The organism is Actinoalloteichus hymeniacidonis (genome assembly GCF_014203365.1).
In the GTDB taxonomy this organism is placed as follows: domain Bacteria; phylum Actinomycetota; class Actinomycetes; order Mycobacteriales; family Pseudonocardiaceae; genus Actinoalloteichus_A; species Actinoalloteichus_A hymeniacidonis.
In genome coordinates this window covers 3,346,887-3,362,077 of the sequence record NZ_JACHIS010000001.1, presented here as the reverse complement: position 1 = coordinate 3,362,077, position 15,191 = coordinate 3,346,887, and the positions used below count along the sequence as shown (strand labels likewise).

Annotated in this window: 12 protein-coding genes; 7 read left to right on the top strand and 5 right to left on the bottom strand. The window is 67.8% G+C overall.

Features of this window, described 5'->3' with window-relative positions:
* Window positions 1-29: 29 nt before the first annotated feature.
* Both BKA25_RS13690 and BKA25_RS13685 read left to right on the top strand, forming a co-directional pair.
* Window positions 30-1,775, top strand: coding sequence for a phytoene desaturase family protein (locus BKA25_RS13690; RefSeq protein WP_069849324.1), 1,746 nt, complete (start codon window positions 30-32; stop codon window positions 1,773-1,775).
* 2 nt (window positions 1,776-1,777) lie between these two features.
* Window positions 1,778-2,836 carry an MDR family NADP-dependent oxidoreductase gene (locus BKA25_RS13685; RefSeq protein ID WP_069849326.1) on the top strand — a complete coding sequence of 353 codons (1,059 nt, stop codon included), beginning with the start codon at window positions 1,778-1,780 and terminating at the stop codon, window positions 2,834-2,836.
* A 112-nt stretch (window positions 2,837-2,948) separates the two neighbouring features.
* Here BKA25_RS13685 and BKA25_RS13680 read toward each other — a convergent pair whose 3' ends face one another.
* Window positions 2,949-3,791, bottom strand: coding sequence for a siderophore-interacting protein (locus BKA25_RS13680; RefSeq protein ID WP_069849328.1), 843 nt, complete (start codon window positions 3,789-3,791; stop codon window positions 2,949-2,951).
* Between the two features lie 244 nt (window positions 3,792-4,035).
* Window positions 4,036-5,037 carry an iron-siderophore ABC transporter substrate-binding protein gene (locus BKA25_RS13675; RefSeq protein ID WP_069849330.1) on the bottom strand — a complete coding sequence of 334 codons (1,002 nt, stop codon included), beginning with the start codon at window positions 5,035-5,037 and terminating at the stop codon, window positions 4,036-4,038.
* Between the two features lie 228 nt (window positions 5,038-5,265).
* On the opposite strand from BKA25_RS13675, the gene BKA25_RS13670 reads away from it, so the two are divergent.
* Entirely contained in the window at window positions 5,266-5,964 is a 699-nt protein-coding gene (locus BKA25_RS13670; protein ID WP_069849332.1) for a hypothetical protein, read from the top strand.
* Between the two features lie 61 nt (window positions 5,965-6,025).
* Here BKA25_RS13670 and BKA25_RS13665 read toward each other — a convergent pair whose 3' ends face one another.
* The 3 genes from BKA25_RS13665 to BKA25_RS13655 all read right to left on the bottom strand — a co-directional run bounded on the left by BKA25_RS13665 (window position 6,026) and on the right by BKA25_RS13655 (window position 9,216).
* Complete coding sequence (locus BKA25_RS13665) at window positions 6,026-7,294, bottom strand: YeeE/YedE family protein (RefSeq protein WP_069849334.1); 1,269 nt, start codon at window positions 7,292-7,294, stop codon at window positions 6,026-6,028.
* A 135-nt stretch (window positions 7,295-7,429) separates the two neighbouring features.
* Window positions 7,430-7,726 carry a hypothetical protein gene (locus BKA25_RS13660; RefSeq protein WP_069849336.1) on the bottom strand — a complete coding sequence of 99 codons (297 nt, stop codon included), beginning with the start codon at window positions 7,724-7,726 and terminating at the stop codon, window positions 7,430-7,432.
* 77 nt (window positions 7,727-7,803) lie between these two features.
* The gene (locus BKA25_RS13655) at window positions 7,804-9,216 is read right to left on the bottom strand and encodes an MFS transporter (RefSeq protein WP_084643660.1); all 1,413 of its coding nucleotides are present in this window, start codon (window positions 9,214-9,216) and stop codon (window positions 7,804-7,806) included.
* Between the two features lie 456 nt (window positions 9,217-9,672).
* Between BKA25_RS13655 and BKA25_RS13650 the strand changes: the two genes are divergently transcribed.
* The 4 genes from BKA25_RS13650 to BKA25_RS13635 all read left to right on the top strand — a co-directional run bounded on the left by BKA25_RS13650 (window position 9,673) and on the right by BKA25_RS13635 (window position 15,076).
* Entirely contained in the window at window positions 9,673-10,632 is a 960-nt protein-coding gene (locus tag BKA25_RS13650) for a MetQ/NlpA family ABC transporter substrate-binding protein (RefSeq protein ID WP_069849338.1), read from the top strand.
* A 5-nt stretch (window positions 10,633-10,637) separates the two neighbouring features.
* The gene (locus BKA25_RS13645; protein WP_069853663.1) at window positions 10,638-11,663 is read left to right on the top strand and encodes a methionine ABC transporter ATP-binding protein; all 1,026 of its coding nucleotides are present in this window, start codon (window positions 10,638-10,640) and stop codon (window positions 11,661-11,663) included.
* On the top strand, window positions 11,660-12,322 hold the full coding sequence (locus BKA25_RS13640; protein WP_069849340.1) for a methionine ABC transporter permease: 663 nt from the start codon (window positions 11,660-11,662) through the stop codon (window positions 12,320-12,322). The genes BKA25_RS13645 and BKA25_RS13640 overlap by 4 nt, the downstream gene beginning before the upstream one ends.
* Window positions 12,323-12,541: 219 nt before the next feature.
* Complete coding sequence (locus tag BKA25_RS13635) at window positions 12,542-15,076, top strand: bifunctional FO biosynthesis protein CofGH (protein WP_069849342.1); 2,535 nt, start codon at window positions 12,542-12,544, stop codon at window positions 15,074-15,076.
* Window positions 15,077-15,191: the final 115 nt, after the last annotated feature.

The following is a 15,191-nucleotide window of genomic DNA, read 5'->3' as shown; positions in this document are numbered from 1 at the left end:
GACCGAGCCCATCTCGAGGAGCAGATCACATGCCACGAACGACAACGCGAGCACAGCCCAGGAAGTCGATGATCATCGTCGGCGCAGGCCTGGGCGGCCTGTCCACCGGCTGCTACGCGCAGATGAACGGATATCAGAGCCAGATCTTCGAGATGCACGAGATCCCCGGGGGATGCTGCACCGCATGGGATCGCGGTGACTTCACCTTCGACTGCTGCATCAGCTGGCTGCTGGGCAACGGCCCCGGCAACGAGATGCACCAGATCTGGCTCGAACTCGGTGCCCTGCAGGGCAAGGAGATGCGGCACTTCGACGTCTTCAACATCGTGCGCGGCCGCGATGGCCAGCCGGTGTACTTCTACTCCGACCCGGATCGTCTGCAGACGCACCTGACCGAGATCTCACCCGCGGACGCGCGGCTGATCCGGAACTTCTGCGACGGACTGCGCAAATTCAAGAAGGCGTTGGCGGTGTATCCCTTCCTCAAGCCGGTCGGCTTGATGGGCACCCTCGAACGCTGGCGGATGATGTCGCGATATCTGCCGTACTTCAACGTGGTCCGGAAGTCGATCAGCGTACTGATGTCGGACTACTCCTCGAAGTTCCAACACCCACTCCTTCGAGAGGCGTTCAACTTCATCCTGTACGAGCGGCATCCGGCCTTCCCGGTGCTGCCCAACTACTTCCAGCTCGCCTCGCACGCGAACATGTCGGCGGGCGTCCCGGAAGGCGGCTCCCTCGGCCTGGCCAAGTCCATCGAGGAGCGCTACCAACGGCTCGGCGGCGAGGTGACCTACAACGCCAAGGTCGAGGAGGTGCTCGTCGAGGACGACCGGGCCGTGGGCATCCGGCTCAGCGATGGACGCGAGTACCGCGCCGACATCGTCGTCTCGGCCGCGGACGGCCACACCACGACGATGAAACTGCTCAAGGGTCGATACCTGAACAAGGAGTACCGCAAGCTGTACACGAAGACCATCGAGGAACCGGGCATGGTCTTCCCCGGCTACTTCATCCTGTTCCTCGGACTGCGGCGGCCGTTCCCGGAGGGCGAGCCGTGCACCACGCATCTACTGGACGACGAGGCGGCCGCCGACATGCTCGGCATCCGGCACTCCAGCATCAACGTCCAGTTCCGTAGCCAGCACTACCCGGAGTTGTCGCCGGAGGGAACGACCGTCGTCTACGCCACGTACTTCTGCGACATCGAACCGTGGCGGGCACTCAACGAGGGACCCGAGCAGGCCAGCCGGATCCGTCGAGGCGAGGAGCTGCACACCCTGCCGGTCCGGCATGGCCGCGAATACCACCAGGCCAAGCGGCGCGTGCGCGACGCGATGGTGCGATTCCTCGACCAGCGTTATCCCGGGCTGAAGGACGCCATCGCGGTGAAGGACATGTCGAGTCCGCTCACCCAACTGCGCTACACCGGCAACTACGACGGCACGGTGCTGGGCTGGCAGCCGTTCGTGGAGAGCGGCGAGACCCTGGAGGTCCTGATCCGCAAACACGGACCCGGATTGCCGGGGCTGAAGAACTTCTACCTGTCGGGCGTGTGGGCCACCACGGGCGGGCTGATCCGCGCCGCCGCAGCGGGCCGACACGTCATGCAGTTCATCTGCCGGGACGACGGACTGGAGTTCACCGCCTCCGTCGACGAGACGAAGCCGCCGCCCACCCATCGCCTGATCCCGGTCGGTCCCGCGCCGACCACCGCGCCAGAAGCCGACCCGGTGCCCGCCGTCGCCTCGTCGTCTTACCGAACAGGAGCTTGAGAGTGAAGATCGAGAAATGGGTCGTCGCCGAGCACCACGAGGGCGTGCCCGATGTCGAGCGGGTCTACCACAAGGTGACCGAGGACCTCGACACCGAACTCGGCGACGGGCAGATGCTGTTCAAGACCTTGTACGTCTCGGTCGATCCGTATCTGCAGGGCATCACCCTGGACACCCCGATCGGGGATCACATGGGTGCCGACTCGGTCATGGAGGTGCTCGAGTCGGGTCCCAACGCCCCGTTCCGCCCCGGCGACCTCGTTCAGGGCTTCGGCGGCTGGCGCAGCCACCTGGTGAGCGACGGGACCCCCGCGCTGTGGCAGACCGGGACCTTCCCCATGGTCTTTCCGGCGTTCCGGAAACTGAACCCGGACGACTACGACGAACGCCTGCCCCTCAGCACGGCGCTGGGGGTGCTGGGCGGGCCGGGCATGACGGCCTGGGGCACGCTGAACAAGTTCATGACCGTCAAACCCGGTGACACGGTGCTCATCAGCGGTGCCTCCGGAGCCCTCGGTTCCCTGCTCGGCCAACTGGTCCGACGGGCGGGCGGCCGGGCGATCGGCAGCACCTCGTCGCCCGCCAAGGCGGCCTACCTGAGGGAACTCGGCTTCGACGCGGTGATCGATTACCAGCAGGGCGACGACCTCGATACCGTCGGCGAGGCCCTGCGGTCGGTCGCACCGGACGGCATCGACAAGTACTTCGACTGCCTGGGCGGCGCGATCACCGACGCGGCGTTCTCGATGCTCAACGTGGACAGCCAGGTCGCGGTGTGCTGGCAGTGGGCGACCCAGGTCGGCAACGACTACACCGGGCCCCGTCTGCTGCCGTACATCATGTTCCCCCGGACGACGATCCGAGGGATCTTCTCGCTGGAGTGGTTCACCGAGCAGAACTGGGCGGCGTTGCACGAGGACCTCGGCGGGATGATCCGTCGCGGCGAGGTCGACTACATCCAGACCGTTCGGCACGGCTTCGACGACATCCCCGCCGCCTACGGCAGTCTGTACGTCGACCGGGCCGTCAACCGGGGCAAGGTACTGGTCGCGTTGGACTGACCGACATCGGATGCGCCGGATTCTCCGGTGCCCTGGGTGCCGAGGCGTTCGGCTGACGGCGGGCTCTGTCTCGCCGTCAGCCTGCGTCGCGGTGCCGGTCGGGCCTGCGAGGTCAGCGGGCGTCCTCGGCCGTGTCGACCCGCCAGTACCCACCGAAGTAGCCGTGCTTGCGATCCCAGCCGAGATCGGTCACCAGGTGCTTGCGCAACTCGCGGACCATGCCTGCCTCGCCCGCCGTCCACGCGTACGGCCTGCCCGAGGGCAGCTGCGCGTTGCGTACGGCGGCGACCAGTTGCGAGGGTTGATCCGGGTCGGCCTGCGCCCGCGACAACCAGGTGATCCGCACGTCGCCCTCGGTGTCGAATCGTTGGACGTCCGCGGCCGTGGCGACCTCGAGGAACACCTGCGCCGGGGTGCCGGCCGGGAGCGATTCGATGATGGCGCCGATGGCGGGCAACGCGGTGTCGTCTCCCACGATCAATTGCCAGTCGGCACCCTCCGGTCGGTATTCCACCCCGCCGTTGTCGGCATGACGCGCGTCCGGCCCGAGTAATCCGAGCACATCACCCACCTGCGCCCGCCCGGCCCAGCGCGAGGCAGGTCCGAGATCGCCGTGCACGGCGAAATCGATGTCGATCTCGGTATCGTCCTTGCGGTGGTCTCGGATGGTGAAGGTCCGCATGACCGGCCGAACCGAGTCCGGCATGTCCTTGTACGCCTGGTACCAGTCGTCGGGGGCGGGCAGCACCGGCACGTCCTGCCCGGCCAACGGGAAGAAGAGTTTGACCCGTTGGTCGAGCCCGCCGCTGGTGAAACCCGCCAGGTCCGGGCCGCCGAAGGTGACCCGCACCATGTTCGGCGTGATGGCGCGAGCCTCGGTCACGGTGATGTAGAAGAGGGAGAACGGTCGGACCACCGTCGAGCGCGGGGCGCGGATCTCCGTGTTGACAGACATCGACTGCTCCTAGAACCAGCGGTCGCTGTGCAACCGCCTCGATGGGGACGTCGGGGAGTCGGACAGCGAGGTGTCGGTGGAACCCACCGTGCTGGGTCCGGGCGGCGGACGGATGCGTCGCGGTCAACTCATCCTCCCGGGCCCGCACAGCAGGTGGTTCCCGTCCCGACGAGTACGACGGCCGGGAGTCGACGTGTCGGGATACGCCGTCTCCCGGTCCGATGTGAGTGTTTCCATGATCGGCTCAGCCCGCCACGGCGGCGGCGAATCCGGGGACGAGTCCGTCCAGCGCGTAGGACTGGCCGAGCACCGATGCGCTGGCGAAGGCCTGGTCCAGGGCTTCGTCGTCGAGCACCATGCTGTGGCCGTCCCGAACCGAGGGGACCGCCTGGAACAGCGGGTCGTCCTCGATCTCCTCGGCGGCCACCCCGATGCCCGACACCACGGTGAGGTCGGCGTCCAACAGGTCCAGACGTTCATGGGAGATGTCGACGGAGAAACCCTCGTCAGCGAGCTCCTCGATGGCGGGGGAGTTGACGAAGCCGAGCTTCTCCATGAACTGGATGCGGGAGGTATCGGTGATGTAGGCGCCCCATGTCGAGGTGGTGCGGGCCGCCACCACGGTCGTTGCGCCGTCGAACTCGGGATGGGCGTCCTTGGCCGTGGCGAACTTCTCGTCCAGCTCGGTGCGCAGTCGATCGGCCTCCTCGGCGCGACCGACGGCACGTCCGATCATGTCGAGCTGGTCCTCCCAGCTCGTCAGATAGGCGTGGCCGCTCTCGGGAATGCTCACCACCGGCACGTCGAGTCCGCTGAGTAGGTCGTAACGGTCCTGCTCGCCGCTGGCTCGGGTGTCCAGGATCAGGTCGGGATCGAGCTCGGCGAGCGCCTCGATGTTGAGCTGCAGGGTGCCCAGCATGGTCGGCGGGTGGTCGTAACCGTCCTCGACCCACGGTGCGACTCCGTCGCCGCCGATGTCGAGCCAGTCCGCGGCTCCGACGGGTTGCACACCCAGCGCGAGGGCTGTCTCGGCATCGTTCCAACCGAGCGCCACCACCCGTTGCGGTTGTTCGTCGATGGTGACGTCCCCGAACGCGGTGGAGATGGTGACCGGGAAGGCGCCCTCATCCGCCTGCGGCATCTCGGGGGTGGACCGTTCCTGCGCCGCGCCACAACCCGACATCAGCAGGGCGCAGCCGAGCAGTGTGGCGGCCAGCCGGCCTCGACGTCGTGGGGTGGTGCGCATCAGGAGACTCTCCGGAACTTTGCTAAGCATTGCCTAATTTTGGCTAGCCTAAGCTACCTCGCGGGCGAGGTGAATCTCGGAGACCCATGAAGACAATCACAACCTCGGGGGCGCATGAAGGCCTCGTCCTGTGGGCGACCACCGTCCCGCCGTGGTCGCCCACAGGCCGCCGCCTCGATGGGGTGAGTCCGGTGTGCACGTCGATCGAGGCGGGGCAGGCTCGGTGGGGTGAGCGGACGACGAGCGAAACGACAGCGCAGAGCCGGGCGACATCAGAGCGATTCGGACGCGCCAGGAACTGCGGGATCGGCGGCGTCGCGAGACTCGGCGCCGCCGAATCCGCTGATCGGAAAGCCCGCCGGACCCGGAACGGCTCCTCGGATCGGTGCTCCCGAGCAAGCCGAGGCAGAGCGCATCGCGGCCGATACCCGGGTGATCGCCCGCGCCCTGCCCGCAGGCCATCCCGCGCTGGGAACCGACGGACCTGACGGTGCAGCGGCGCCGGTGTTGTTGTGCGAACCGCGACGAGCCCTGCTGATCGATGACGGCGCTGGTTCGGAGACCGAACTCCAGATCGAGATGATCGTCCAGGCTGGTTTCGGCGGCCGTATCGCCGAACCGTCCGCCGACGTCGACACCGCCCGAGGCTGGACGCTGCGCCTGCTCGACGGCGAACTGCAACTGTCCGACCAGGAGGACGGGCTGTGGGCGCGAACACCGCTGGAGCTCGATCCTGCGTGGTCGGCGGCGGCCGCGGCCGCCGGACACGTCGTGGTGCTCTACGGCTTCCGTCTCGGCGTCCGGCAGTCCGGCGGAATCGCCGACGCATCCGCACAGACCGATACCGATGCCGTCGATGCCGAGGAGCTTCGCGGCGCCTGCGCGCACGGCTGGGTCGTGGCCGCCCGGGTCGACTGGGCAGGCTGAGTATCTCGCCTGCCCGGTGCGCCGACGATCAGGCCCGAGCCTGCGCGGGATCGGCCTGCGCTCAGCAGACGCTGTCGGTCGGCTTCGGAGTCGCCAATCCGAACAGCGGGCGCAGCCGGAGGCCGATCCAGGTACCGCCCAGCGCGAACAGGCCCCAGAGCCAGCCATGCAGGTTGCCGGTCGAGATGCCCCCGAGATAGGCGCCGATATTGCAGCCGCCCGCGAGTCGGGCACCGATCCCCATCAGGATCCCGCCGAGGATCCCGGCCAACGCGGTCCGCCACGGGATCTCGGCACGGAATCGCCAGGCGCCCGCGGCCGCCGCCGCGACGCCCGCACCGATCATGATGCCGATGTTGGTGAGACTGGTCTTGTCCGTCCACACCGGGTTCGCCAGTGCCTGAGCGTTGTTGACCGACGACCAGAACTCCCAGGTCTCGGGGTGCAGCCCGATGAGCTGGAGGAATTTCGCTCCCACGAGAGCAAAAGAGAACGTCACGCCCCAGGTTCCGCCGGAGACCAGCACGACCGCGGCCGCGAACACCGCCAGGACCACGGCTCCCACCAGCACCGGCCACGATCCTCGGAAGACCCGGGCGATGCCGCGTGCCGTGGGCACCGACGCCACCGGCGGCGGGGTCCGCCGTGCCTGGATCACCCTGGTCAGCAGCACGACGCCGAGCAGCGCCACGATGGTGATCGCCCAGGACCCGAACCAGCCGACGTGATCGGAGAGCAGGATGCCCGGCACCTGCGGCCAACCGTCGAAGATCGGGAAGGCCCAGGTGTAGAAGATCGAACCGAGGATGAAACCCGCCAGGGTGAACAGGATCGTGGACTGCCCGGCGCCGACCGCGAACAGCGTCCCGGAGGCGCAGGCGCCACCGAGCTGCATGCCGATGGCGAACAGCGCCGCCCCGGCGAACAGCGCCAACCCGATCGGCTTGGCCGTCACCTCGGGGACGCTGCCGAAGAGACCGGCACCCGACACCAGGATCAGCGTGATCAAGGTCGCGGCCGTGCCCAGCAGCAGCGTGTGGGCCCGTAATCCCTGGCCGTTGCCGACCGCGATCAGCTGCCGCCAAGCGGAGGTGAAACCGAAACGCGAGTGGAACAGCGCCACCCCGAGAAAGAGCCCGATCACCAACAGCGCGCCGAATCGTGCGCCGTGGGCCGACCAGACGTACCAGCTCAGCGCCACCGCCAACACCGCCGCGATGGTCAGCGGCACCACGCGGACCGGATCCGCCGGTGCTGCGGCGGGCGCAGCGCAGGAGGTCGGCGAGGCCAACCGGCTGCGGGTGACGGTCTGATCGGGTGCTGCGGACACGGGGACTCCAGGGCGCGGGCGAACGAACGGACTCACCCGGAGGCTAGGTCCTTGCTCGCACCATGGGCAGGTCGTCTCACAGAGTGATATATCGGGTCGTTCGCGGGCCGGCTGCCGAGCCGAGCGGGGCCCATCTCACCGGACGACGAGATCCGCCCACCGCCCGCGCACCCGGCCCGTGACCCGCCAGGCCAGGACCTGTGCCAAGGTCGCGGTCGCCTCGACGACCTGCGCGGCGATCCGCGCCGCTTCCTCGGCGTCATCGGCGGTGAATCGGATGACGATGCGCGCCTCGCCCGACACGACCGTGACCGTTCTGGACTCCAGCGTGGCCAGCTCGGCGGTGGCGTTCGCCGCATGCGGCAGAACGTCCTCCGGGGCGGCGTCGGGTCGTAGGAGTCCGATCGTCATCGTCAGCCGGAAGGAGGGCATGGTCGCGGACGGTACCGCAGTAGCCCGTCCGTCCTGCGGCGGCGAGACCTGGGCGTGCGGACGGACATCAAGCCTGATCAGTCCTTCGAGCTCGGCCGGTCCCGCTCGGTTCGAACGGCATCGAACGGCGTCGCGCCCGCATCGTCGTGTGTCTGCGCTGGATCTGCCTGCACCAGGCCGGTGCCCTCGGTGTCGGCCGGGCGGACCCGAAGCACCCGGCGGAGCCCGAGGGTGCCCACGAGACCGATCGCCGAGACGACGATCAAGAAGATCAACCCGGTGACGGGGGAGCCGGTCGCGTCGACGATCGCCGCGATGCCCATCGGCCCGAACCCGCCGCCCAGATTGCCGATTCCGTTGATCGCCGCGATGCCCGCCGCTGCGGCCGCGCCCGCCAGGAATCTCGGGACCAGGCTCCACATCACCGGTTGTGCCGAGTACCCGCCGACGGAGGCGATGCATAAACCGATCATCTGCAGCCAGGGTGCGCTCGCGGTGGCCGCGACGAGGAAACCGGCCACCGACAACGCCAACATCAGACCCAGCCAGAAGAACGGGCTGCCCCGGCGGGCCGCGAGCCTCGGCACCAGGAACAGACCCACCATGACGCAGAGATACGGGATGGTGGAGACCAGGCCCACGGTGAGCCCGGACATCTCGCCGAAGCCCTCGACGATCGTCGGCAGCCAGAAGGCCAGACCATAGGTGGCCAGCGGGAAACAGAGGAAGAACAGCGCCATCGACAGCACCCGGCGGTCGGCCAGCACCGCGAGCGGGTTGTGCGGTTGTGCGCCCGCCTGCTGTGCCTCGGCGCGCAGTGTGCCGGTCAGCCACGACCGCTCCGCAGGCGCCAGCCACCGCGCGGTCTCGGGGTCGCGCGGCAGGATCCACAGCACGACGGGCGTCATCAGCAGGGCGGGCAATCCGGTGGCGACGAAGATCCACTGCCAGCCGTCCAGACCCCAGAGTCCGTGTAGATCGTTGAGACCGCCCATCAGTGGGTTGCCGATGATGAAGGACAGCGGCCCGGCCAGCATGAACAGTCCGATGGCCGTGCTGCGGTGTGAGGCGGGGAACCAGCGGGTCAGGTAGTAGAGGACCCCGGGGAAGAAGCCTGCCTCGGCGGCTCCGAGCAGAAACCGGGCGAGATAGAACTGCCAGGTCTGGTCGACCAGCGCCGTCGCGACGGTGACCAGGCCCCAGGTGAACATGATCCGCGCGATCCACCGATGCGCCCCGTAGCGGTGCAGCGCCAGGTTGCTGGGCACCTCGAAGAGGGCGTAGGCCACGAAGAAGAAGACCTGGCCGAGCGTGAACACCGTCGCGGACAGCCCCAGCTCGGCCTGCAGAGTGAGCTTCGCGAAACCCACGTTGGATCGGTCGATGTAGGCGATGACATACAGCAGACCCAACAGCGGCAGTAGACGGAGCGAGATCTTGCGCAGGGTGGCTGCGGAGGCGCTCGGAGCGGCAGCGAAGGCTGAGGACACGTCGACTCCGTTGTCTCCAGAGGTCCACCAATGTCCGAAATGTCGGACGTAGTCCGTGATCTCGTCGAATCTGAGGCTAAGTGTGAGCGCCGACACTGTCAAGATCGATGCAGGCTGCGGATTCGGGACCGCAGGGGCAACGTCGGACAGATGCGGAAGCGAGCCGGGTCATCGAGCCGCTCGTGGTCCGGGTTGCGGCCGGACAGCGTCGCCGATGGATACCGAGTCGCGCGTGTCCACCGGCTGGGCGACATCGACCAATGTCCACCCCGGATTCGGTGACGATGCGCAGTCGGCCGGCGAATAACACAACGACTCACCCGGTGACAAATCCCGCCGTTTCCCGCCAGATGCTGAAACGATTTCCCGGCGGCCCGACTACCCGGGCATCGTGTCCAGAGTCGAAAGCGCGGACCGCGATGGTCGTCCGCGCCGTCCCGATGGAGAGGTCCGACGATGTCCGAGAACGACGCGCCGTCCACCGGCGGCCCCAGTGCGCTTCCCGAGAAACCGAGGAAGAACCGACTGGGGCTCGTGCTCGGCACCGCAGCAGTGGTGGTCGCGGTCGCCTTGTCGGTGTTCTTCCTGGTCAAACCGGGCGACGACGGGACGGGCGGTGGAGAGCGTCAGGTGGTGCGGATCGGAGTCACCGATGCCGCCGCCGACCATTGGGCGACCTTCCGTACCATTGCCGCTGAAGAGGGCATCGAGATCGAACTGGTGAACTTCAGCGATTACAACCAGGCGAACCCGGCTTTGTCCCAGGGTCAGGTCGATCTCAATCAGTTTCAGCATCTGCTGTTCCTGGCGAACTACAACGTCGCCAACGACGACACACTGGCACCGTTGAGTTCGACATTCGTGGTGCCGCTCAGTCTGTATTCACAACGGCATTCGGCGCTGGCGGACATCCCGAACGGGGCCGAGGTCGCCATTCCCAATGACGCGACCAACCAGGCCAGAGCGCTGCTGGTATTGCAACAGGCCGGGCTGGTCGAGCTGACGGGCGGCGGCACCGTGCTGTCCACCCCCGCCGATATCGACCAGGCGGCCTCGAAGGTCACGGTCACCCCGGTGGACGCGGCCCAGACGGTCGCCTCACTGCCGTCGGTGGACGCGGCGATCGTGAACAACAACTTCGCCCTGGACGCGGAACTCGACCTCACCGGCGCGCTGTACAGCGACGACCCGGAGAGTCCCGAGGCCGAGCCGTACATCAACATCTTCGCCGTCCGGTCGGCCGATGTGGACAACCCGCTCTATCGGCGCGTGGCCGAGATCTTCGCCGACGAGCGTGTCATCGAGCAGTCCCAAGCCCAGTCGCAGGGCACCTCGGTGCGAATCGACCGCCCGCAGACGGAGCTCGCGGAGATCCTCGATCGGCTGACCCAGACCGTGCGGGACTCGCAGGAGTGAGCGAGGTGAGCGGGCTCATCGAGTTCCGGGGTGTCACCAAGGTGTTCGAGTCCGGCGGCAGGCGGGTCACCGCTCTGGACGGGATCGACCTGTCCATCGACGCGGGCGACGTCTTCGCGATCATCGGGTACTCCGGCGCGGGGAAGAGCACCCTGGTACGACTGGTCAACGCACTCGAGACCGCGACCGAGGGCTCGGTGCTGATCGACGGCACCGACATCACCCGGTTGAGTGAGCGGCGGCTGCGGACGGTGCGGCTCGGGATCGGGATGATCTTCCAGCAGTTCAACCTGATGCGGTCCCGAACCGTGTTCGGCAACGTGGCCTACCCCCTGACGATCGCCGGTTGGGATCGACAACGCCGCACCGAACGCGTCACCGAGTTGCTCGACTTCGTGGGGATCACCGAGAAGGCCTGGCACTACCCCGACCAACTCTCCGGCGGACAGAAGCAGCGCGTCGGGATCGCCAGAGCCCTGGCCACCAATCCGACCATCCTCTTGGCCGACGAGGCCACCAGCGCCCTCGACCCCGAGACCACCGGCGAGGTATTGCGGCTCCTCAAACGGGTCAACACGGAGCTCGGGGTGACGATTCTGGTCATCACGCATGAGATGGAGGTGGTCCGACAGATCGCCGATCGGGTGGCCGTGCTGGACGCTGGTCGCATAGTGGAACAGGGCCGGGTCATCGACGTCTTCGCGGAACCGAGGACGCAGACCACCCGGCGTTTCGTCGCGACCGTGCTGCACGATCAACCCGACGGGGACGACCTGGCCCGGTTGCGTACTCGGCACGGCGGCCGACTGATCACCGCCCGGATCCGCGACGACCAGCGCATCGGCACGACCCTGTCCAGCGCGTTGAGCCGCCATCAGGTCCGTTTCGAGATCGTCTACGGCGGCATCAAGGAACTCGGTGGCGAGCCGATCGGTCGACTGACCCTGGAGCTGATCGGTCCGCCGGACGGTGTGGACGCACTGATCGCCGAACTTCGGGAGACCACCGAGGTCGAGGAGCTGGCGGCATGAGCACCGATTGGGAGCGTCTCGGCCCGGTACTGCTCGAATCCATCGGGCAGACGCTGTGGATGGTGCTGGCCACGATGATCCTCGGCGGCCTTCTCGGCCTGGTACTGGGAATCCTGCTCTACACCACCCGCAAGGGCGGCATCCTGGCCAATCCGGTGGTGTTCGTGGTGCTGAACGTGCTCGTCAACATCATCCGACCGATTCCGTTCATCATCTTCATCACCGCGATCGGTCCGCTGACCATCAGCGTCGTGGGCACCACGCTCGGAACGGCGGCCGCCACCTTCGCATTGATCGTCGCGGCGACCTTCGGCATCTCCCGGATCGTCGAGCAGAACCTGGTGTCGGTCGACCCCGGCGTGATCGAGGCGGCCAGGGCGATGGGTGCCGGTCCGATGCGCATCATCGTCACGGTTCTCGTTCCCGAGGCGCTCGGGCCACTGATCCTCGGCTACACCTTCGTCTTCGTCGCCGTGATCGACATGACGGCGGTGGCGGGCGCGGTCGGCGGCGGCGGGCTCGGCAACTTCGCGATCGCCTACGGATACCAGCGCTTCGACTGGGCGGTCACCGCCGTCGCGGTGGTCATCATGATCGTCCTCGTGCAACTCGCCCAGTTCATCGGTAATCGACTCTCGCGGGCGGTGCTGCGACGCTGACCGCACCGTCCGTTGTGGAGTCCACCGATCAAGATCGGCTCTTTTATTCCCGATATCCGGCGGTGCATCGATCACCCCGTCCAGATGATGGGAATACCGAGGACAGCGGGGTGTGAGACATATTCGACAACGGTTCGAAGGTCGGCCGAGTTGTAGCCTGCGAGGGTGTCGATCGAAATCGAGTCATCCTCGACCGGAGTCGCTCCCACGCCGTCGGCCATGCGCCGCGCGCTGCGGCGCGCCCGCGACGGAGTAGCGCTGGATGCGACCGAGGCAGCGGTGTTGCTGCATGCCCGTGAGAGCGATCTCGACGAGCTGCTCGTCATCGCAGGGCGCGCCCGCGATGCACACCTGACCGCCGAAGGCCGCCCCGGACTGATCACCTACAGCCGCAAGGTGTTCATCCCGTTGACGAGGCTGTGCCGCGACCGGTGCCACTACTGCACCTTCGCGACCGTGCCGCACAAGGTCGAGTCGGCCTACCTGGAGCGCGAGGAGGTCGTGGAGATCGCCCGTCAGGGCGCCGCGGCAGGCTGTAAAGAGGCGCTGTTCACCCTCGGGGATCGACCGGAACTGCGCTGGGACGCCGCCGCAGAGTGGTTGGAGGCCCGCGGCTACTCGTCCACCGTGGACTATCTGCGGTCCTGCGCCATCGCGGTACTGGAGGAGACCGGCCTGCTGCCGCACCTCAACCCGGGCGTACTGAGCTGGTCGGAGATGACCAGGCTCAAGCCCGTCGCACCGAGCATGGGCATGATGCTGGAGACCACGGCCGAGCGGCTGTGGAGCGAGAAGGGCATGCCGCACTTCGCCAGCCCCGATAAGGAACCCGCCGTCCGACTCAAGGTGTTGGCCGAAGCGGGCCGGATCGGAATCCCCTTCACCAGCGGCATCCTCATCGGCATCGGCGAGAACCACCTCGAACGCGCCGAGTCCTTGCTGGCGCTACGGGCCAGCGCCCGCCAGTACGGGCACCTCCAAGAGGTGATCGTGCAGAACTTCCGTGCCAAGCCGGACACCGCGATGCGCGGGATGCCCGACGCCGACCTGCACGAACTGGCGGCCACGATCGCGGTCGCCCGGCTACTGATGCCCTCCGGAGTCAGCGTCCAGGCGCCCCCGAACCTCGTCGGAGCCGAACACGCCCTGATGCTTCGCGCGGGTATCGACGATTGGGGCGGGGTCTCCCCGGTCACCCCCGACCACGTCAACCCAGAGCGCCCCTGGCCCGCCATCGACACCCTCGCCGAGATGACCGCCGCCAACGGATTCACCCTGCGTGAGCGGCTCACGATCTACCCAAGGCATCTCCGGCAGGGCCTGGCAGGCGACAGCACCCAGTGGTTGGACACGCGGGTGGCGGCCCATGTCGCAGCCCTCGCCACCGCCGAGGGCCTCGCCGAGCCCGACGCCGAGCTCACCGGCCGTGCCTGGCAGGAGCCCGACGGCGGCATCGAGTCGATCGGTCGCACCGACCTGCACGCCAGCATCGACACCGCAGGCCGCACCGAGGACCGCCGGGGCGACTTCGACACCGTCTACGGCGACTGGGACGCGCTCAAATCCAGTCTGCCGGACACCTCGGCCCCCCAACGCCTGGACACCGATGTCCGCGAGGGCCTGCGCATCGCCGCCGACGACCCGGCCGCGCTGTTGGACCCGGCCAACACCGAGGCGGCCATGGCGTTGATGACCTGCGACGGGGTCGCGCTGGACGCGCTGGCGGGCATCGCGAACGACCTCCGACGCACGGTGGTCGGAGACGACGTGACCTACGTGGTCAACCGCAACATCAACTTCTCCAACATCTGCTACGTCGGCTGCCGATTCTGCGCCTTCGCCCAGCGTGAACGGGATGCCGACGCCTACCGACTCTCCCCGGAGGAGGTCGCCGACCGGGCCGAGGAGGCCTGGCGGGCGGGCGCCACCGAGGTCTGCATGCAGGGCGGCATCGACCCACGGCTGCCGGTGACCGGGTACGTCGACCTGGTACGCGCCGTCCGGGCCCGCGTCCCGGAGATGCACGTGCACGCGTTCAGCCCGATGGAGATCGTCAGCGTGGCGGCCAAGGCGGGCATCAGCATCGAGGAACTGCTCACCGACCTGCGGGACGCGGGACTCGGCAGCATCCCCGGCACTGCCGCAGAGATCCTCGACGACGACGTCCGGTGGGTGCTGACGAAGGGCAAACTGCCCGCAGCGCAGTGGATCGAGGTCGTCAGCACGGCGCACCGGCTGGGCATCCCGTCCTCGTCGACCATGATGTACGGCCACGTGGACACCCCGGAGCACTGGTTGGGGCACCTGCGAACCCTCGCCGAGGTGCAGGACACGGCCACGGCCAACGGCGTCGGCGGCTTCACCGAGTTCGTGCCGCTGCCCTTCGTGCACCGCAACGCGCCGCTGTACCTGGCGGGATTGGCGCGACCGGGTCCGACGCGTCGGGACAACCGCGCCGTGCACGCGATGGCACGGGTGCTGCTGCACGGCCGCATCGACAACGTGCAGTGCTCCTGGGTGAAGCTGGGCGAGGCGGGTTCCGCCGAGGTCTTGACCGGCGGCGCCAACGACGTCGGCGGCACGCTGATGGAGGAGACCATCAGTCGGATGGCCGGTTCCGAACACGGTTCGGCTCGCACCGTCGAACAACTACGCGCGCTGGCCGACCGCATCGGCAGGCCTGCCCGGCAGCGTGGCACCACCTACGGCCGGGTCGGTCGCGTGCAGTTGGGATTGACGCCGGTGACGCCGTAGGCCCGACCGAGCCGCCACCTCCACCAATGGCGCGATGTAGCGAAACGCTCACACTCCGTGTCGAGCGTCGCTACAGTCGTTCGCCGGATCTTCGGGGGAGGGAAGATGGCTATCA

Bases quoted from the DNA above. Each gene is read 5' to 3' on its own strand.
- BKA25_RS13675 (WP_069849330.1), bottom strand. From the start codon at position 5,037: ATGCGCACCACCCCACGACGTCGAGGCCGGCTGGCCGCCACACTGCTC.
- BKA25_RS13660 (WP_069849336.1), bottom strand. From the start codon at position 7,726: ATGCCCTCCTTCCGGCTGACGATGACGATCGGACTCCTACGACCCGAC.
- BKA25_RS13650 (WP_069849338.1), top strand. From the start codon at position 9,673: ATGTCCGAGAACGACGCGCCGTCCACCGGCGGCCCCAGTGCGCTTCCC.
- BKA25_RS13690 (WP_069849324.1), top strand. From the start codon at position 30: ATGCCACGAACGACAACGCGAGCACAGCCCAGGAAGTCGATGATCATC.
- BKA25_RS13640 (WP_069849340.1), top strand. From the start codon at position 11,660: ATGAGCACCGATTGGGAGCGTCTCGGCCCGGTACTGCTCGAATCCATC.
- BKA25_RS13680 (WP_069849328.1), bottom strand. From the start codon at position 3,791: ATGTCTGTCAACACGGAGATCCGCGCCCCGCGCTCGACGGTGGTCCGA.
- BKA25_RS13635 (WP_069849342.1), top strand. From the start codon at position 12,542: ATGCGCCGCGCGCTGCGGCGCGCCCGCGACGGAGTAGCGCTGGATGCG.